At 55.5% G+C, this 19,822-nt stretch carries 16 protein-coding genes; 13 read left to right on the plus strand and 3 right to left on the minus strand.

The window, feature by feature from the left end; translation table 11 throughout:
• Positions 1-5: 5 nt before the first annotated feature.
• A complete protein-coding gene (locus AUQ42_RS15095; RefSeq protein WP_068519916.1) occupies positions 6-2,609 on the minus strand; it encodes a mechanosensitive ion channel family protein in 2,604 nt (867 codons plus the stop codon).
• Positions 2,610-2,784: 175 nt separating this feature from the next.
• On the opposite strand from AUQ42_RS15095, the gene AUQ42_RS15100 reads away from it, so the two are divergent.
• The 10 genes from AUQ42_RS15100 to AUQ42_RS15145 all read left to right on the plus strand — a co-directional run bounded on the left by AUQ42_RS15100 (position 2,785) and on the right by AUQ42_RS15145 (position 16,329).
• Complete coding sequence (locus tag AUQ42_RS15100) at positions 2,785-3,774, plus strand: CorA family divalent cation transporter (RefSeq protein ID WP_068520026.1); 990 nt, start codon at positions 2,785-2,787, stop codon at positions 3,772-3,774.
• A 138-nt stretch (positions 3,775-3,912) separates the two neighbouring features.
• A complete protein-coding gene (zapE, locus tag AUQ42_RS15105) occupies positions 3,913-5,040 on the plus strand; it encodes a cell division protein ZapE (RefSeq protein WP_068519917.1) in 1,128 nt (375 codons plus the stop codon).
• A gap of 588 nt (positions 5,041-5,628) precedes the next feature.
• On the plus strand, positions 5,629-6,579 hold the full coding sequence (gene mdh / locus AUQ42_RS15110; protein ID WP_068519918.1) for a malate dehydrogenase: 951 nt from the start codon (positions 5,629-5,631) through the stop codon (positions 6,577-6,579).
• Positions 6,580-6,720: 141 nt separating this feature from the next.
• Complete coding sequence (gene sucC, locus AUQ42_RS15115; protein WP_228196313.1) at positions 6,721-7,950, plus strand: ADP-forming succinate--CoA ligase subunit beta; 1,230 nt, start codon at positions 6,721-6,723, stop codon at positions 7,948-7,950.
• Positions 7,951-7,952: 2 nt separating this feature from the next.
• Positions 7,953-8,828 (plus strand): succinate--CoA ligase subunit alpha, encoded by an 876-nt coding sequence (sucD, locus tag AUQ42_RS15120; RefSeq protein ID WP_068519920.1) that lies wholly within the window; start codon positions 7,953-7,955, stop codon positions 8,826-8,828.
• A gap of 69 nt (positions 8,829-8,897) precedes the next feature.
• Entirely contained in the window at positions 8,898-11,810 is a 2,913-nt protein-coding gene (locus AUQ42_RS15125) for a 2-oxoglutarate dehydrogenase E1 component (RefSeq protein ID WP_068519921.1), read from the plus strand.
• Positions 11,811-11,915: 105 nt separating this feature from the next.
• The gene (gene odhB, locus AUQ42_RS15130) at positions 11,916-13,181 is read left to right on the plus strand and encodes a 2-oxoglutarate dehydrogenase complex dihydrolipoyllysine-residue succinyltransferase (RefSeq protein ID WP_068520028.1); all 1,266 of its coding nucleotides are present in this window, start codon (positions 11,916-11,918) and stop codon (positions 13,179-13,181) included.
• A gap of 24 nt (positions 13,182-13,205) precedes the next feature.
• Positions 13,206-14,612 (plus strand): dihydrolipoyl dehydrogenase, encoded by a 1,407-nt coding sequence (gene lpdA / locus AUQ42_RS15135; RefSeq protein ID WP_068519922.1) that lies wholly within the window; start codon positions 13,206-13,208, stop codon positions 14,610-14,612.
• A 287-nt stretch (positions 14,613-14,899) separates the two neighbouring features.
• Complete coding sequence (locus AUQ42_RS15140; RefSeq protein WP_068519923.1) at positions 14,900-15,346, plus strand: methylglyoxal synthase; 447 nt, start codon at positions 14,900-14,902, stop codon at positions 15,344-15,346.
• Positions 15,347-15,402: 56 nt separating this feature from the next.
• The gene (locus AUQ42_RS15145; protein ID WP_068519924.1) at positions 15,403-16,329 is read left to right on the plus strand and encodes an AEC family transporter; all 927 of its coding nucleotides are present in this window, start codon (positions 15,403-15,405) and stop codon (positions 16,327-16,329) included.
• On the opposite strand, the gene AUQ42_RS15150 is transcribed toward AUQ42_RS15145, so the two are convergent.
• A complete protein-coding gene (locus tag AUQ42_RS15150; RefSeq protein WP_068519925.1) occupies positions 16,276-17,064 on the minus strand; it encodes an RluA family pseudouridine synthase in 789 nt (262 codons plus the stop codon). The genes AUQ42_RS15145 and AUQ42_RS15150 overlap by 54 nt on opposite strands.
• 151 nt (positions 17,065-17,215) lie before the next feature.
• Between AUQ42_RS15150 and AUQ42_RS15155 the strand changes: the two genes are divergently transcribed.
• The 3 genes from AUQ42_RS15155 to AUQ42_RS15165 are packed head-to-tail and all read left to right on the plus strand — an operon-like array spanning position 17,216 to position 19,235.
• Positions 17,216-18,031: a DUF6134 family protein gene (locus AUQ42_RS15155; protein ID WP_068519926.1), complete on the plus strand. Its 816-nt coding sequence runs from the start codon at positions 17,216-17,218 to the stop codon at positions 18,029-18,031.
• On the plus strand, positions 18,028-18,795 hold the full coding sequence (locus AUQ42_RS15160; protein WP_068519927.1) for an SDR family oxidoreductase: 768 nt from the start codon (positions 18,028-18,030) through the stop codon (positions 18,793-18,795). Before AUQ42_RS15155 ends, AUQ42_RS15160 begins: the two co-directional genes overlap by 4 nt.
• Complete coding sequence (locus AUQ42_RS15165; protein ID WP_068519928.1) at positions 18,792-19,235, plus strand: nuclear transport factor 2 family protein; 444 nt, start codon at positions 18,792-18,794, stop codon at positions 19,233-19,235. Before AUQ42_RS15160 ends, AUQ42_RS15165 begins: the two co-directional genes overlap by 4 nt.
• 33 nt (positions 19,236-19,268) lie before the next feature.
• On the opposite strand, the gene AUQ42_RS15170 is transcribed toward AUQ42_RS15165, so the two are convergent.
• On the minus strand, positions 19,269-19,811 hold the full coding sequence (locus tag AUQ42_RS15170; protein WP_082817891.1) for a DUF3833 domain-containing protein: 543 nt from the start codon (positions 19,809-19,811) through the stop codon (positions 19,269-19,271).
• Between the last annotated feature and the right edge of the window lie 11 nt (positions 19,812-19,822).

Consider the following 19,822-nt stretch of genomic DNA (forward strand, 5'->3'; position numbering starts at 1 on the left):
AGTTCCTAGCGCGGGGCATCTGCATCCGGATCGCCACCGGCATCCGGGATACCGCGGCTCGACGCGTCCTGATCGCGTGAAATATCCTTGGCGGCCGATGGCGGTGTTGCCTGCTGGTCGGCACCGTGTTCGTCAACATCATCCGATTGCGGGGCCTGCTTGTCCTCGACCTGCGGGGTTTCGGGGCGCGGTCGGGTCTGGCCCCGGCCGGCATCGCGGATTGCCTCGGTCAGCTTGTCGATATCACGCAGATTAAGGTCACGCTGCGGGAACGGAATTTCGATGCCTTCGTCACGGAACCGCTGCACAAGTTCAAACCGGATCGAACTTGCAACCGCCATGACATCGCCGATATCGCGCAGGAAATAGCGCAGCTCAAAATCAAGCGAGCTGGCACCGAAATCCATGAACACGACCTGCGGTGCCGGATAGCTCAGGATTTCGCGACGTTTATCGGCCATCTCAAGCAGGATTTCACGCACCTTGTCGACATTGGCCCCGTATGAAACGCCGATCTTGATAATGCCACGGCCCGACCGTTCCTTAAGCGTCCAGTTCAGGACCCGGTTGGAAATCAGTTCGGAGTTCGGAATGACAACCGATGACCGGTCAAAGGTTTCGATTTCGGTGGCGCGTACCCGGATGTCTTTGACAAAGCCCTGATCGGCACCAACCACGATCCAGTCCCCGACCTTGATCGGTCGTTCGACCAGAAGGATCAGACCCGATACGAAGTTGTTGACGATACTTTGCATACCAAAACCGATACCGACCGAAATCGCACCGGCAATGATCGCAAGGTTCGAAAGATCCATGCCCGCCGCCGAAATTGCCAGCAGCACCGCAAGACAGATCCCCGCATAACCGAAGATCGCCGAAACAGAATGTTGCAGCCCCTGATCGAGCTTGGTGTTGGGCAGAACCCGCGTGCTGAGCATCCGCTGGAAGAACCGCATCGCGCCCAGAACAATCACAAACATCAGGGCCGCAAGCAGGATCGACTTCAGGGAGAAATGAATTCCCCCGACCTGGATGCCGACAAAGGCCTGCTGGACTGCAAGGATCAGGTCAACCCAGGCAATATCGGTAAAGATCATCACCGCGACCGGGACAGCAATCGTCACCATCACCACATCGATCAGAACACGCAGCCAGAAATACAGGGTGCCATGCACCGCATCGGTGGTTTTGCTGTCTTCGGCCGGTTCGGGCCGCACCAGATAGGTGTGCATCAATGCCCGGCTATAGCCGCGCAGCAACCAGTAACAGGTCAGGAATGCCAGACCCATCATCAGATTTTCCAGAATGAAACGCGCCAGCGCCACATAGCCTAGCGCCATCAGAACCGGCATCAGAATGGCGACGGCCTTCAGACCACGGCGACTGCGCCGTTCAAGTTTGGGCCAGAATTCATGCCGGTCCTTTTCGTCATGCCCCCAGAAGACGCCAAGCGACGACACAAACAGCAGGACCGAAATGATCAGAACATTGGAAATGCTTTGGACAAGCGCAATATCAAGCGACGTACCAAGGGTTGTCGCGCCTTGCAACAGCACCATGTCCCAGGCAAAGATCAATGCCACCACCAGCGACGAAACCCCGACAATCCGGGCACCGCGCGGCGTCGTTCCGGCCCGGCGCAGGGTCGGTGAAAATGGGGAATGAACGCTGCGAATGGCCGCGCCGACAAAAAGCAGAAACAGGGCTGCGGCAAAGCATTGATGGATGAAATCGCCCATCGCCCCGTTCAAAAGGTCCTCGCGGGAATCAAGAATGCCATATGCCACCAGCAACGCGATCCCGGGCACCATTGCGGTAAACAGGAACCGTGTCCCCGATATCAGGGCAACCCGGTCTTCGGACGGCACCGCTTTCCAGCGCGCCGGCATATAGCGCAGAACAAGGACTTCCCCGCCAATCAGGGCCGCAATCACGATAAAGGATAACAGAACAAGTCCAGGCGCAATTTCGGCAAGCTCGTCGGCCGCCTGACCTTCGAGTTCCAGATTGGCATAGCGTGCCTGCACCATGCTGGGCAGACGCACAATTTCACCCCACGCGGTCAGCCAGACACCGGGATCAAGCGGCACATCAACCCGCCCCAGAATGCGGCGCGTGAAGCGTTCGCGGGCCAGCGCGGCAAGCTGATCGGAAAGTTCGGTTGCGCGGAAATCAACAAGTTCAAGCTGCTTGATTACCCCGGTAACGCGCGCGATATCCTGGCCAATGCGTTCACGTTCTCGCGCGACAGCGGGGACTTCTTCCTGGCCTTCTGCCGGGGGTTCGCCAAGCTTGCCAAGGGCGGCTTTAAAGCGTTTCAGTCGCTCATCTGCCCGATCATGAAGGGTATTCACACCAAGCTGGATGGTTTCGATCTTGTCACGGCCATCGGAAATAAACCGGTTGGTGACTTCGTCACGGGCGATCGTCTTTTCCAGATCGCCAAGCGCATCATCCCATTCGGAAATCCGGTTCTGGGCGTTTTCGAGTTCGATTTTCTGAACGGCTTCCTGAGCCTTGTCGTCGCCTTGCGCCGCCACAGGGGGCGTCGCTGTCATCGCCAACAAACAGATTGCAAGACCTGCGAATACGTGACGAAGAGAAGTCATGCCTGATGATCCATATTGATGCCCAAAGACCGGTATTTGACCGTTTTGCCCGATTTGCAAACAAGTTACACTGAAGAATGTAACGAATCATCAAACGTTTCGTTCCCATGATTGATGAAATCGCCATCTGCTGATTGCCCGCATGATTTTCGGCAAAACAGCCAAGGAGCCCCCAATGCACAAATCGGCCCTGATCAACGCCTTTCAGATCAACCAGGACGGGTCGGCAAAACCGATCGAATGGAGCACCCTGCAAGACGGGCTGCCAGCACCAAGCGAGACATCCTATGTCTGGGTTCATCTTGACTGGATGGGCGAAGGGGTGCGCAACTGGCTGATCAACATTGCCGGTATTGACCCGACGATTGCCGATACCCTTGCAACACGCGGCACCCGTCCTGGGGTGTTCTTTTATGATCCGGGTTATTCACTGAACCTGCGCGGGGTCAACCTGAATGCTGAAAATGACCCGGCCGATATGATTTCGGTGCGTTTCTGGGTCACCTCAAACATGGTCATCACCCTTCGCAATCAGTCGCTTAAGGCATTTGACGATATCCGTTCGGCAATTGCGCAAAACAGCGCACCGCGCAGCATCGATGATTTCGTTCTGACGGTGGCTGAAAGGCTGATCCATCGGCTTGAAAATGTCGTGCGCGGCATCGAGGCAGATGTCGAAACCATCGAGGAAGACCAGGAAACCGTTGCCGAGGGCAAGACCCTTGCCCTGCGTCGGCGCGGGTCGGATATCCGCAATTCCGTCTCGCGACTGCGCCGCCATCTGGCCCCGCAGCGCGACGCGCTTTCAAATTATGTCGAACAGAAACCGGCTTGGTCGGACAAGCGTTTCAAGCGGCGCGGGCGGGCCCTGACCGACAAGACGATCCGCCTGATCGAAGAATTTGATTCGCTTCGTGAACGCATCCAGATCGTGAACGAGAACCTGATGGCGATCGAAACCGAACAGATGAACCGCACCATGTACTGGCTGACCGTAATTGCCGGTCTGTTTCTGCCGATCAGTTTTGTCACCGGGCTTCTTGGCATCAATGTCGGGGGCATTCCGGCGGCGGACAACCCGTACGGCTTTGTCACGGTTGCGGTGATTTTGACGGCCATTACCGCCTTTGAAATCTGGCTTTTCAAAAAAATGCGTCTGATCTGACGGGCGGGCATCACTGGCGATGCTACCCAAAGGACAGAATGCGCAATCGCATCAAGCGCCTTGTTGCATTGCAATGCATCTTGGCGCTATGACATTGCACATTGAGCTGATTTCTTTCACTGCATCCGAGACTTGTTGATGACCGACGGCCCGCTTTCCCGTTATCGCGCGAAAATCACATCTGGCGAGCTGTCCCACGATCCGATGCAGGAGCTGTGCGCGGAAAAACTCCAAAGCCTGAAAAATGCGCTGGCCCATTACGAACCCTCAACCGGGTCGGGCGGCTGGCGTGAACGGTTTGGATTGACCCGGCGCCGCGAAGAACCCACCCCGCCATCCGGGCTTTATATCTATGGCGAGGTCGGGCGTGGCAAATCCATGTTGATGGACCTGTTCTATGAAACCATCGACATTGAAAAAAAGCGCCGCGTGCATTTCCACGACTTCATGCAGGACGTGCATGAACGCATGCACCGGTTCCGCAAGACCAAGAAAAAAGATGACGCCGACCCGATCCCGCCCATCGCCAAGGACCTGGCCGATGGGGCCTGGTTGCTGTGTTTTGATGAAATGCAGGTCACCGATATCACCGATGCGATGATCCTTGGTCGGCTGTTCGAACAGTTGTTTGACCATGGGGTGGTGATTGTGACCACCTCGAACCGCGTCCCGGATGACCTTTACAAGGACGGCCTGCAACGTCAGAACTTTCTGCCTTTCATCGATATGATCAAGCAGAAGCTTGATGTGCTTGAACTGGCCAGCCCCACCGATTACCGGATGCGCAATCTGACCGCCGCAGACGTATTTCTGTATCCGTGCCAGCGTGAAGAAGCCGTTGGCAAGATTGATGAAATCTTTGAAACCCTGACACAGGGGGCACGCGTTGTCCCCGACAGTTTGACCATCAAGGGCCGCAAGATTGAAATCTCGGCCGCGGGGGCCGGTGTTGCCAAATTCAGCTTTGACGAGCTGTGCACACGTCCGCTTGGCCCGGGGGATTACATCGCCCTTGCCACGCATTTTCATACCATCGTCATTGATTTCATTCCCAAACTGCCGGATTCCCGCCGGGACTGGGCCAAACGGTTCGGGACACTGATCGATGCAATGTATGAACACAAAACCAAACTGATCTGCGCAATCGAATGCGACCCGACCGAGATTTATACCGACGGCGATTATTCGTTCGAGTTCCAGCGCACCGTGTCGCGCATGACCGAAATGCGCAGCCAGGAATATCTCGACATGGCGCATTTGACCTGATTTCTGCCCTACGGCGACCGCGCAAATGATCACGGATCGCGCCGCCGGGATGGGCCCAAAAACGACTCCACCCATCAGAGTTTAAAACGGTTGCAATAATTCGCCATATGGGCGCGTATCGCCGGGTGATTCTTGCGTGAGGCATGTCACAAACGCACAATCGCGCAAATTTCATCGTATTAGCGTTTTTTCGTGTACGTGCCCGTCGCATGGCTGATGGCCGTTTCGTGCAATGCTGGGGCGGTGCAATCGGGATCGCACGCCCGAATAGGCAGCAAACGCGCAGACTGCCTTTCCTTTAAGCAGCCCGCAATCGTAAACAGGCTTTGGTTTTGCTGCGCATTCATGCCCCTTCGCAACCGCAACATGAACGGTTTTTAAGCGTTTAGACCATAGTTGCAACAAACCCCGAACCGGCGGTTTTCCTCGTAAAAACAGCGGGGTTTCCCCTTGTAAATCGAGACGATTCAGTTTACGACACTCGATGTTTACGAACGATTATTTCGCGTTCGCAGGTTTAAATTTTCAATCGCGCTCCCAAGTTGAGTTTCGACCCCCAGGAAGCGTAATAGGGAAGAAGGTAACGGAATGGCCCGCAACAAGATCGCGCTCGTCGGTGCTGGCAATATTGGTGGCACGCTTGCTCACCTCGTCGGCCTGAAAGAGCTTGGCGACGTCGTCCTTTTCGACATCGTTGATGGAATGCCACAGGGCAAGTCGCTTGACATTGCTGAATCCTCCCCCGTCGACATGTTTGATGCCGACCTCAAGGGTACCAGTGACTATAAAGACATCGCAGGCGCTGATGTTGTTATCGTCACCGCAGGTGTAGCTCGCAAACCGGGCATGAGCCGTGATGATCTCATCGGCATCAACACCAAAGTCATGACCCAGGTCGGTCAGGGCATCAAAGAACATGCTCCGAATGCATTCGTCATCGTCATCACCAACCCGCTTGATGCGATGGTCTGGGTGATGCAGCAGGCAACCGGCTTCGATCCGAAGAAAGTTGTCGGCATGGCAGGCGTTCTGGATTCGGCACGTTTCCGTTACTTCCTCGCAGAAGAATTCAACGTATCGGTCAAAGACGTTACCGCATTCGTTCTTGGCGGCCACGGCGACACCATGGTCCCGTCCATCCGTTATTCGACCGTTGCCGGTATCCCGGTTCCCGACCTGATCAAAATGGGTTGGACCACGCAGGAGAAAATCGACGAGATCGTACAGCGCACCCGTGATGGCGGTGCGGAGATCGTTGCCCTGCTCAAAACCGGTTCTGCTTTCTATGCCCCGGCTGCTTCGGCAGTTGCGATGGCAGAAAGCTACCTGAAAGACCAGAAACGCGTCATGCCGGTTGCTGCTTATCTGAGCGGCGAATACGGCGTTGATGGTATTTACGTCGGCGTCCCGGTTGTTCTGGGTGCTGGCGGTGTTGAGCGCATCGTCGAGATCAATCTTGACGAGTCCGAAAAAGCAAACTTCGACAATTCCGTGAACGCAGTTCGCGGCCTCGTCGATGCTGCCAAGGGCATGCTCTAAGAACGCGAAGCGGGCTGGTCGTTGACCGGCCCGTTTTTCAATCATTGGTGTTTTTAAAACTTCAATGATCGCGGGCCTCGCAAACAAAGTCCCTCCCGCATATACGGGGACATTGAAATCCCGATTTCTGACCCACAGGAAATCGTACGGAAGGCAAGAAAGCGACCGAACATGAATATTCATGAGTACCAGGCGAAAGAAATTCTTCGCAAATACGGTGTGACCGTGCCGAATGGCAAAGTTGCATATACCGCTCAGGAAGCCATCGAAGCTGCCCAGTCCCAGGCTGGTCCGGTTTACGTGGTGAAATCCCAGATCCATGCAGGTGGCCGCGGTAAAGGCACCTTCAAGGAAGCCAAAGCAGGCGATAAAGGCGGCGTTCGCGTTGTCAAAAGCGTCGAAGAAGTTGGCGCAAACGCCGAACAGATGCTCGGTTCGACCCTGGTGACCCACCAGACCGGTCCGGAAGGCAAAGAAGTCAAACGCGTTTACATCGAAGAAGGCTGCGATATCGCACGCGAACTGTATCTTTCGGTTCTCGTCGACCGCGCTTGCTCGCGCGTGATCTTCATGGCTTCGACCGAAGGCGGCATGGACATCGAAGAAGTTGCCGAAGCAACCCCGGAAAAGATCGTCACCGTTGACATCGATCCGGCTGCCGGCTTCTCGGGCTTCCATGGCCGTAAACTGGCATTCGCACTTGGCCTCGAAGGCAAGCAGGTTTCCAAAGCTGTCAAATTCATGTCGGCAATGTACCAGTGCTTCCTCGACACCGATGCAGCCATGGTTGAAATCAACCCGCTGGTCGTGACCGGCGAAGGCGACATCATCGCGCTCGATTGCAAAATGAACTTCGACGACAACGCGCTGTTCCGTCATCCGGACATCGAAAACCTGCGCGACGAAGACGAAGAAAACCCGGCTGAACTTGAAGCTGCCAAACACAGCCTCAACTACATCAAGCTTGATGGCACCATCGGCTGCATGGTTAACGGCGCAGGCCTGGCCATGGCAACCATGGACATCATCAAGCTTTATGGTGGCGCACCGGCAAACTTCCTTGACGTTGGTGGCGGCGCGACCAAAGAACGCGTTACCACGGCCTTCAAACTGATCCTGTCTGACCCGAATGTCGAAGGCATCCTGGTCAACATCTTTGGTGGCATCATGCGTTGTGACGTGATTGCAGACGGCGTTGTGGCAGCTGCCCGCGAAGTCAGCCTGAACGTTCCGCTGGTTGTTCGCCTTGAAGGTACGAATGTCGAACTTGGCAAGAAGATCCTCGAAGAATCGGGTCTGCCGATTGTTTCGGCTGACAACCTTGCCGATGCCGCCGAGAAGGTGGTCAAAGCTGTGAAGGAGGCCGCGTAACTATGGCTGTTCTCGTCGATAAAAACACCAAAGTTATCTGCCAGGGTTTCACTGGTTCGCAAGGTACTTTCCACAGCGAGCAGGCTCTTGCATATGGCACCAAAATGGTTGGTGGTGTTACCCCGGGTAAAGGCGGCACCAAGCACCTTGACCTGCCGGTCTTCAACACCGTTGCCGAAGCGAAACACGTTACCGAAGCAAATGCTTCTGTAATCTATGTTCCGCCGCCCTTCGCAGCAGATGCAATTCTTGAAGCCATCGATGCAAAAATCGAACTGGCTGTCTGCATCACCGAAGGTATTCCGGTTGCGGACATGGTTCGCGTCAAGCGCGCGCTCGAAGGTTCTTCGACCCGCCTGATCGGCCCGAACTGCCCGGGTATCATTACCCCGGACGAATGCAAAATCGGCATCATGCCGGGTCACATTCACCGCCGCGGCAAAATCGGTATCGTTTCGCGTTCCGGTACGCTCACCTACGAAGCAGTTGCACAGACCACGGCCGCTGGCCTGGGTCAGTCGACCTGTATCGGTATCGGTGGTGACCCGGTCAACGGCACCAACTTCATCGACTGCCTCGACCTGTTCCTGAAGGATCCGGAAACCGAAGGCATCATCATGATCGGTGAAATCGGTGGTTCGGCTGAAGAAGAAGCATGTGAATTCCTGCAGGCTTCCAAAGTCAAGAAACCGGTTGCTGGCTTCATCGCCGGTGTTACCGCACCTCCGGGTAAACGCATGGGCCATGCCGGTGCGATCATCTCGGGTGGCAAGGGTACTGCCGACGCGAAAATGGAAGCCATGCGCAGCGCTGGCGTTCTTGTTGCCGATTCCCCGGCAAGCCTCGGCTCGACCATGCTGAAGGCTTTGAAGGGCTAATCTGGGTAGTCAGAGGAAAGGCAAGGGGGGGCGTGGTCCTGTCTTGGGGACCATGCCTTCCGACCACAAATGAAACCTCAAGATCTCGACACGATTCTTAACGAGTCGAACGCAACCTACATCGCTCAAATCTATGCCCGGTATCTGGAGAACCCGTCTGCGGTTGACCAGAGCTGGGCTGAGTTTTTTGACGGGTTGCAGGACGACGCCTCCGAACTCCTCGCAGAAATGCGTGGGCCGAGCTGGCAGCCGCGGGAAACCAAGGTTGTTGGCGGCATGGAGGGATACGACGTCTCACAGGGACATGCCGAACGTCAGGCCCAGGTGGCCTATGCACCGGCAGCCCTCGCAGCACCGGGAGCAGCACAGGTCAATTCTGATGCCATCCGCGCTGCGGCCAATGATTCCATTCGCGCACTGATGCTGATCCGATCCTTCCGTGTGCGCGGCCATCTGGAAGCAAATCTGGATCCGCTGGGCCTTGCCCCGCGTGAACCGCACCCGGAACTTGATCCCAAGACCTATGGCTTCACCGAAGCCGACATGGACCGTCCGATTTTCATCGCGAACGTTCTGGGTCTTGAAACCGCGACCATTCGCCAGATCGTTTCCCTGGCGCGCAAAACCTATTGCGGGTCGATCGGTATCGAATTCATGCACATTCAGGAACCTGAACAGAAGTCATGGATTCAGCAGCGGATCGAAAGCATCGGCAACCAGACGCAGTTTACTGCACGCGGCAAGGAAGCCATCCTTGAGCGCCTGGTAGAAGCCGAAGGCTTTGAAAATTATCTGCATACCAAGTATGTCGGCACCAAGCGTTTCGGCGTTGACGGTGGCGAAGCCCTGATCCCGGCACTTGAACAGATCCTTAAACGTGGCAGCCAGCTTGGCATCCGCGAGGTCGTGTTCGGTATGCCGCACCGTGGTCGTCTGAACGTTCTTGCCAATGTCATGGCCAAGCCGTTCCGCGCGATCTTCTCGGAATTCATGGGCAACCCGTCCAAGCCGGACGACGTGATGGGCTCGGGTGACGTTAAATATCACCTTGGTACGTCCGCCGACCGTGAATTTGATGGCAATGTTGTTCACCTTTCGCTGACGGCAAACCCGTCGCACCTTGAAGCGGTGAACACTGTTGTCCTTGGTAAGGTCCGTGCAAAACAGTCCCAGCGCAAAGACACCAATCGCGAGCAGGTTATGGGTATCCTCCTGCATGGTGATGCGGCCTTTGCCGGTCAGGGTCTTGTTGCGGAAACGTTCGATCTGTCGCACCTCAAAGGGTATCGTACCGGTGGTACCATCCACTTTGTTGTGAACAACCAGATCGGTTTCACGACCAAGCCGACCGATTCCCGTTCTTCGCCCTATTGCTCGGACATTGCCAAAGTCGTTCAGGCACCGATCCTGCACGTCAATGGTGACGATCCTGAAGCAGTGGTTCATGCGGCCCGCATCGCGACCGAATTCCGTCAGGAATTCAAACAGGACGTCGTTATCGACATGTTCTGCTATCGCCGCTTTGGCCACAATGAAAGCGACGAGCCGGCCTTCACCCAGCCAAAGATGTATGACGTGATCGGCAAACACCCGACCACCAAGGACATCTATGCACAGCAGCTGATCAAGGAAGGTCTTCTGACCGAAGAACGCGTCAAGGAACTGGACAAGTCGTTCCAGGATTATCTTGATGAAGAGTTCAAGGCGTCCGAAGCATACCGTCCGAACAAGGCTGACTGGCTTGAAGGCAAATGGTCCGGGCTTGCATCCTCGCACGGCGAAGATGCCGACTGGATCGGCAAGACCGGCGTCGACGAAGATCTTCTTCAGGAAGTTGGCCGTGCGCTTTCGACCGCACCGGAAGATTTCGACATCAACCGCAAAATCCTTCGTCAGTTGAAGGCCAAGGCGAAGATGTTCGAAACCGGCGAAGGTATTGACTGGGCAACCGCCGAAGCACTGGCGTTCGGTACGCTGATGTGCGAAGGCACCCCGGTCCGTCTTTCGGGTCAGGATTGCCAGCGCGGCACCTTCTCGCAGCGTCATGCCAAACTGGTCGACCAGACCACCGAGGCCAAATACACCCCGCTCAACAACATCCGTACTGGTCAGGCCGAGCTTGAGGTTCTCAACTCGCCGCTGTCCGAAGCCGGTGTTCTGGGCTTTGAATATGGTATTTCCCTTGCCGAGCCGCACTCGCTGGTTCTTTGGGAAGCCCAGTTCGGTGATTTTGCCAACGGTGCACAGGTCATCATTGACCAGTTTATCAGCTCGGGCGAAGCCAAATGGCTGCGTATGTCGGGTCTGGTGATGCTTCTGCCGCACGGTTACGAAGGCCAGGGTCCGGAACATAGTTCGGCCCGTCTGGAACGTTACCTGCAGCTTTGTGGTGAAAACAACATGCAGGTGGCGAACTGTACGACACCGGCAAACTATTACCACATCCTGCGCCGTCAGATCCGTCGCTCGTTCCGTAAGCCGCTGATCCTGATGACACCGAAGTCGCTTCTGCGTCACAAGCAGTGCGTGTCGAACCTGTCCGAATTCGGTCCGGGAACTACATTCAAGCCTGTGATCGAGGAAACCGGCAAGCTGGTAGATGCCAAAAAGGTCAAACGCGTCGTTCTGTCGTCGGGCAAGGTCTATTACGATCTTCTCGCCGAGCGCGAAAACCGCGGCATCGAAGATGTTGCCCTGGTTCGTGTCGAACAGCTTTATCCGTGGCCGGAAAAAGAACTGGCAACGGAACTTGCGAAATACCCGAATGCTGATGTCGTATGGTGTCAGGAAGAATCCGAGAACATGGGCTCCTGGTTCTTCGTCGATCGTCGTATCGAAGCCACCCTGTCGAGCATTTCGCACAAGGCGGGTCGTCCGGTTTACGTTGGTCGCGCAGCTTCGGCTTCGCCGGCAACGGGTCTTCTGAAGGCCCACCTGCGTGAACAGGCCGAACTTGTCGATGCGGCACTAAGCGTAAAATAACTTTACCGAACGGGCGAGCAATCGCCCGTTCAATACGTTCATTTAGAATTCATTCGCATCATGGCAGACCCACACTGCCTGATTGAAAAAACGGTCGAGGAAAAAATGGCGACTGAAGTTAAAGTTCCCGCGCTGGGCGAGTCTGTATCTGAAGCCACGGTGGCAAAATGGTACAAAAAAGTCGGTGAAGCTGTTGCTGCCGATGAACCGATTGTCGAACTTGAAACCGACAAAGTGACCGTTGAAGTCAACGCGCCGGTTGCCGGCGCGATTGCTGAACTGGTTGTTGGTGAAGGCGACGAAGTCGAAGTTGGCGCCCTGATCGCCATGATCAACGAAGGTGCCGAAGGCGCTGCTGCTGCTCCAGCAGAAGAAAAAGCAGAAGCCAAGGCAGAAGAAGCTCCGGCCAAGAAAGAAGAAGCCAAACCGGCTCCTGCTGCTGCGCCGGCCGCTGCCACCGCAGCCAATACCGACCATCCGCTGCCCCCGGCAGTTCGCAAACTGGTCGAAGACAACAATCTTGACCCGGCCGCCATCCCGGCAACCGGCAAAGATGGCCGTCTGACCAAAGGCGACGTCATGAACTATCTTGCTGGTGGCGCACCGGCACCGCGTGCGGCTGCACCGGTTGCTGCGGCCCCGGCAGCGCCGAAGCCGGAACGTGAACTGCGTGACGGTGAAGAGCGCGTCAAAATGTCCAAGCTGCGCCAGACCATCGCGCGCCGCCTGAAAGAAGCCCAGAACACCGCGGCCATGCTGACCACTTACAACGAAGTGGACATGACCAACCTTCTGGCTTGCCGTAACCAGTACAAAGACGGCTTCGAGAAGAAGCACGGTGTGAAGCTTGGCTTCATGTCCTTCTTCATCAAGGCCTGCACCACGGCCCTGAAAGAATGGCCGGCCGTTAACGCCGAAATCGACGGTAACAGCTTCATCTACAAAAACTACTGCGATATCGGCGTTGCCGTTGGTACCCCGCAGGGTCTTGTTGTTCCGGTTATCCGTTCGGCCGAAGAAAAAACCTTTGCCGAACTCGAAAGCACCATTGTCGATTTCGGCAAACGTGCCCGTGACGGCAAGCTTGGCATGGATGAAATGACCGGCGGTTCCTTCACCATCTCCAACGGTGGTGTCTTCGGATCGCTTCTGTCCTCGCCGATCCTGAACGCACCGCAGTCCGGTATCCTCGGCATGCACAAAACCCAGATGCGCCCGGTCGCAATCGACGGCAAAGTCGAAATTCGTCCGATGATGTATCTGGCACTGTCCTATGACCACCGTATCATTGACGGCCGCGAAGCGGTTTCGTTCCTGGTACGCGTCAAGGAATGCATCGAGAACCCGGAACGCATTCTGCTCGACATCTGATCAGACAAAAGGATCAAAGAACTCATGAGTGAGAACTACGACATTGTCGTGATCGGTGGCGGTCCTGGCGGTTATGTTTGCGCCATCCGCGCCGCACAGCTCGGCCTTAAGGTTGCCTGCGTTGAAAAACGCGGTGCACTTGGCGGTACCTGCCTGAATGTCGGTTGCATTCCGTCCAAGGCACTGCTGCATTCGTCCCACCTGTTCGAAGAAGCTTCGGAACATTTCGATACCCACGGCATCGAAGTTTCCAAGCCGAAGGTCAATCTTGAAAAGATGATGGCCCGCAAGGACAAGGTCGTTGACAGCAACGTCAAAGGCATCGAGTTCCTGTTCAAGAAGAACAAGGTTACCTATGTCAAAGGTGCCGGCGAGATCACCTCGCCGACCTCGGTCAAGGTTGCCCTTCTTGATGGTGGCGAAGAAACCCTGAATGCCAAGAACATCGTCATCGCGACGGGTTCGGAAGTCACCCCGCTGCCGGGTGTTGAAATTGACGAAGAAAAAATCGTCTCTTCGACCGGTGCGCTGACTCTTCCGAAAGTGCCGAAGAAGATGGTTGTCATTGGTGCTGGCGTCATCGGTCTGGAACTTGGTTCCGTCTGGCGTCGTCTGGGTGCCGAAGTCACCGTTGTTGAATTCCTGGACCGCATTCTGCCGGGCATGGATGGCGAGCTGGTCAAACAGACCCAGCGCATCTTTGCCAAGCAGGGTCTTGAATTCAAACTCGGCCACAAGGTAACCGCAGCAAAAACCACCAAGTCCGGCGTGACCCTGACTGTTGAACCGTCCAAAGGCGGCGATGCAGAGGAACTCAAAGCTGACGTGGTGCTGGTTGCCATCGGTCGCCGTCCTTACACCACCGGCCTTGGCCTGGATAAAGTTGGTGTTGAACTCGACGAACGCGGTCGTGTCAAAACCGACGAATACTTCCAGACCAATGTTGGCGGCATCTTTGCGATTGGCGACACCATTGCCGGTCCGATGCTTGCCCACAAGGCGGAAGAAGACGGCGTTGCCCTTGCAGAAATGATTGCCGGTGAAGAAGGCCATGTCGATTACGGCAAGGTCCCGGGTGTTGTTTACACCTGGCCGGAAGTTGCTTCTGTTGGCAAAACCGAAGAACAGCTTAAGGAAGAAGGTGCCGAGTATTCTGTCGGTAAATTCCCCTTCACCGCCAATGGCCGTGCGAAGGCCATGGAAAGCACCGATGGTTTCGTCAAGCTGCTTGAAGACAAGAAAACGCACCGTGTCGTCGGCGCGCATATTGTCGGCCCGGCTGCTGGCGATCTGATTGCCGAAGTCGTTCTGGCGATGGAATATGGCGCATCTGCCGAAGACATCGCACGCACCTGCCACGCCCACCCGGCCCTTGGCGAAGTCGTCAAGGAAGCCGCACTGGACGCGGACAAACGCGCAATCCACATGTAATTGATCAGACATTCGTCTGACTGACAAACGGCCGTCCCGTTCATTCGGGGCGGCCGTTTTGTTTTGGCCGTGCCCGGGTCTGAGTTCGGGACCACGTCCGGGGCTGGGGCTGGGGCTGGGGCTGGGATCGGGGCCGGAATCCGGAACGGGACCGGAATTCCGGTCAGATGCCCAAGATCGACATTGCGACAGGGCAGCTTTGCGCTTTTGTCCGATGATTGGCGCGTGACGCAATGCGGTATTGGGGATTAGTATGATAAATCAATATCAAAGGCCGGGAGACCACCATGACCCTATCCATCGGCGTTGTTGCCCATGACCGTCGCAAACGTGAAATGGCCGACTGGCTGGCCAAGCATCAGGCGAGTTTTGCCAATACCCGCATCTTTGCCACCGGCACCACCGGGCGTGTATTGAAGGAACGGTTTCCGGCATTTGATATTCATCCGTTAAAAAGCGGCCCGTTTGGCGGTGATCAGCAATTGGGGTCCATGATCGCCCATGGGCAATTGCAGGCCATGTTCTTTTTCACCGACCCGATGACCCCCCATCCCCACGATGTCGATGTGCGCGCATTGATCCGGTTGGCGAACCTTTATGAAGTGCCGATTGCGTGCAACCAAAGCACGGCCGACCTTCTGATCAGCAATCCCCGGTTCGAGGAAATCTGCGAACAATATCGCGATCATTCCCCGGAACAGGTGTTTGCCGATTACAGCAATCGAAAAGTCTGATGAATTAATCGCCCCTGCCCGATATACACCACCCGTCCCGGAGCGCCCCGTCCGCCATGTCACTTGCCTATGAACTGATTGCTGCGATCTTTCCGATTTTTGCCGCCATTCTGGTTGGGGCTGCGCTGAAGCGCTATCTGATCACCGGATCGGACATCTGGGCCGGGATTGATCGGCTGACCTATTACCTGTTGTTGCCGTCCCTTCTGATTGTCGAGATTTACCGGGCGGACTTTTCAAGCGGTAATGCAGGCACAGCAGTCGGTGTTACCCTTGCAGCAACCCTTGGCCTGTCGGCCGCCTTGCTGATCCTGCGGCCCCTGATCACGCGCGATACGCCGCTATTTACATCAATCTTTCAGGGGTCGGTTCGATATAACAGCTATGTGCTGCTGGCGGTTGCCGACGCGCTTTATGGGGCAGAGGGCCTGGCACTTGCCATTGTCTTTGTCGCGGTCATGGTGATTGCCACCAACATGCTGGGTGTGGTGGTGTTAAGTGCGTTTAGCGGCGGTAAAAGCAGCCTTACGCGCATCATCAACGGGATTGTCAAAAACCCGATCATTATCGCGGCTGGCGCGGGCGCCATCCTGAATGTGAGTAATATTCACGTTCCGCTGCCCATCGAAAATACCGCCGCCCTTTTCAAGACGGCGGCCTTGCCGCTTAGCCTGCTTTCGGTTGGGGCGGGCCTTAAATTTATTCTGAACAAAAAGGCGATCTGGGCCATCACACTGGCGACCACCATCAAACTTGCCATTCTGCCGCTGATCACGGGCATCTGCCTGCATCTGGCGGGGGTCGATGGCATGGTTTTGGCGATGGGCGTGTTCTATGCCGGAATGCCGTGCGCCGGGAATGCCTATATCCTGGCGCGTCAGCTCAACGGTGATCCCGATGCCATGGCATCGATCATCACGCTTGAGACATTACTCTCCGCCTTCAGCGTCGCTGTCATCGCCGGTATATTGAGCATCAATTGAGCTGGCATGGGCGGCATAATCCCCGTCATAACCACAGGCAGAAAGCCCCGGACGCATCAGTTCGGGCGGCGGTGCGTCGACCACGACCGGATCACGATCAGCATGAAACGGCACAATGATCTGACGTGATAGCAGCATCAGCGTCGGCGGCGCGCCAAAGATCGGCGGTTCGTCCCCGCGCCCGTAAAACGGATCACCAACCACCGGATGGCCGATATGGTCAAGATGCACACGCAACTGATGGGTACGCCCGGTATGGGGCACCAGTTCAAGCCAGGTGATATCGTGACCGTCAGCATCCTTGCCACGACCAAGGACCTTGTATTCGGTCTTTGACGGTTGGCCATCGTCATGAACGACCATCTGCCAGCCGCTTTCATCATTGATCTTGCCAATCGGGGCATCAATGAAGCCATGGTCATCTGCCATCGCACCACGCACCACCGCCCAATAGGTCTTGCCGATTTTCTTTTCGGTAAACAGGCGGGTGATTTTCTTGGACGATTTCGGATGACGGCACAGCAACAGACACCCGGCCGTATCGCGATCAAGACGATGCGCCAGGGTCGGTTCCGGCTGAATACCGAATTTCAGATCCGGCAAATAGGCATCAACATGGAAATAGGTTTTCGGCCCGCCATGCGATGCCAGTCCCGGTGGCTTGTTCAGCACGATGACATTTGAGTCACGGTGCAATACATGCGCAATAAGATCTTCGGCAATCGGATGGGTCATTGATACGGCCTTTCATACAAGCCCCTGCTTTACCCCATCAGGCGGTGCCGGGCAATGATGATGACATTTGATCTAGCGATCCCGTGACAGCGTAACAAGATCAGACAACCGGTCATTCAACCTGTATGCGTGCAACCCGGAACTCTTGATCATGATTGACGTTTCAAAACATGTCAGACCTGTTCTTTGTGCTGTGGCGATATTGGCCGCAATCGGCATTGGGGCCATCCCGAAAATGACCCACGGCAGCCCGATCAAATCCGATGACAGCCCGGTGCCATCAAACGGGCTTGCCACCGATACGGCTTTATCAACCGCCTTTGACCGGCCTGACACATGCAAGGGTTTTGATCCGATCAAACGATACGGTCCGGAACTTAAATTTCAAATCCGCCGCAATGATGCCCCGGTCGGGGTTCATAGTGTGACCTTCAATCGCGGCCGCGACGGGCTTCAGGTCGTAGCCCAAAGCAACATCGATATCAGCATCCTGGGCTTTAATGCCTATCGGTTTGCATATCGATCCGAAAGCATATGGCAAGGTAACCGGTTGATGCGACTGTCGGTAAATGTTGATGATGACGGAGAAAGAACGGATGTCACGGCCACCCGTGAGTCCAATCATCTGGTGGTGAACGGCCCCGGTGGTCGCCAGGTCATCCCGACAGACATCTTTCCGACAGATCACTGGCATTGCGGTGTTCTGGCCCGGAAATCGGTTCTGAACACGATTACCGGCAAACCGAATGACGTCACCATCACTGCCGGTCAAAGCGAAATGCTGCGCACAATGGACGGATCAATCCGCGCCACCGGTTTTCGTTATAATGGCGAACTCAAGACCGATGCCTGGTACGACAATCTTGGGCGTTGGGTCGGGTTGCAGTTTCGTGCGCGTGACGGATCGACCATCACCTATCGCTGCATGAATTGCCAAACCCGCAATGCCGCAAAGGAACAGGGATGAAAAAGCACTTTCAAACCATCTGGATTGTTGGTGCGTCAGCCGGGATTGGTGCCGCATTGGCCGCCAAATTCGCAAACAACCCGACATCCGAGCAGCAGAACATCATCATTTCAGCCCGCAATGGCGACAAATTGCGCGAACTGGCCGATGCCTTGCCCGGGGTCATTCCCGTTGCCGTCGATATTACCGATCCGAATGCGGTCAAATCCGCATTGGCCCGGGTCGAGGAGGAATTCGGTCTGCCTGATCTGGCCGTGCTGGCAGCCGGTATCTATTCGCCAATGAAAGTCGCGAATTTTTCGGCAGATACGGTTCGAAGCCATATCGACACCAATTACATGGGCGTGGTCAATTGTCTGGAACCGCTTTTGACGCGCATGCGCGCGCGTCGGTCCGGGGAAATTGCCGTGGTGGCCTCGGTTGCGGGATATCGCGGATTGCCCAATGCGGCGGCCTATGGCCCGACCAAGGCCGCACTGATCAATTTGTGCGAGACATTGCACACCGAATTGTCGGGTAGTGGCGTTCTGTTGCGGGTGATCAATCCGGGTTTTGTCAAAACGCGTCTGACCGACAAGAACGATTTCGAAATGCCCTATTTGCTGTCACCTGATCAGGCGGCAGACTTCATGTATAAAGACTTGTGCGGCAAGGATGATTTTGAAATCGCGTTTCCGCCACCCTTTGTCCGGCAACTGAAACTGACGCGTATTTTGCCCTATGGGCTGTTCTTCAAACTGATGCGCAAACTGGTGAAGGCATGAACGAGACTGAAAACAGAAAACGCCATCTTATTGCTGCTTATGGCGCCTATTTCGAAAACCTGTCCCCGGAAACGGTCAACGAGCTTTCCGGGATGGTCACAGACGATTTTACGTTTTCTGATCCCTTTACCACCCGCAAGGGGCCGGATGATGTTTGTGCCTATCTTGGCAAAACATTCACCGATACCGAGAACCCCAATTTTGTTGTCACCCACGAGGCCCTTGATGGTGATATCGGGTTCTTGCGCTGGCAGTTCTCGGCAAAAATTCCGGTGATCGGGCATTGGGAATTTTGCGGCATGACCGAATTGACATTCAATCAGGATGGCAGCCTTTTGGCATCCCATGTTGATTACTGGGATTCCGGTCAGCATTTCTATGGCAAATTGCCGATCCTTGGCTGGATCATCAAGCGTCTTGCGCGTCGTGTCGCAGGCTGATGCCCGGTTGCGAACCCACACCCCAACCAAGCGCTAGTTCGCGGCAAGACTGCTGTTTCTGTTGAAAAACAGGGTCACCTCGCCAATTTCAAAGCCCCATTTCCGGACCCGGGCGCGATTGACCAACACCCCGTCGGGTTGCAGGAACATCCAGTCATTGAAGCTGACGCGCCAGGCACCGTCACCGACCTTGAGATCCATGTCATAAGACCAGTTCAGCGCATTGCCATACTGGCTTCCGATCGCGGTGCCGATAATGTCGTCAGCCCGTCCTTCATAGGTATGGTCGCCGGTCTTTGTGATCACCCAGACACGACGATCGGTTTCACCATCGTCATACAGAAAATCTTCTTCCAGTGTCAGGGTGCCGTCCTTGACCGTGCCGGTGATATCGACGGTAAATTGACGACGCAAAGTCCCAAACCGGTCTTCGAATATTCCCCATGCCCGGCTGTTGCCTTCGAAATAGTCAAAGACATCGAAGACGGGTTCCTTTTGCGCAAAATCCTGCGGTTTCATCGACCCACATCCGGTTAGTACCAATAAAAAGCTCAGCGCAATCATTTTACGCAGCATAGGCTTGCTCC

It is taken from the genome of Thalassospira sp. MCCC 1A02491 (assembly GCF_001613785.1).
Lineage (GTDB): Bacteria > Pseudomonadota > Alphaproteobacteria > Rhodospirillales > Thalassospiraceae > Thalassospira > Thalassospira povalilytica.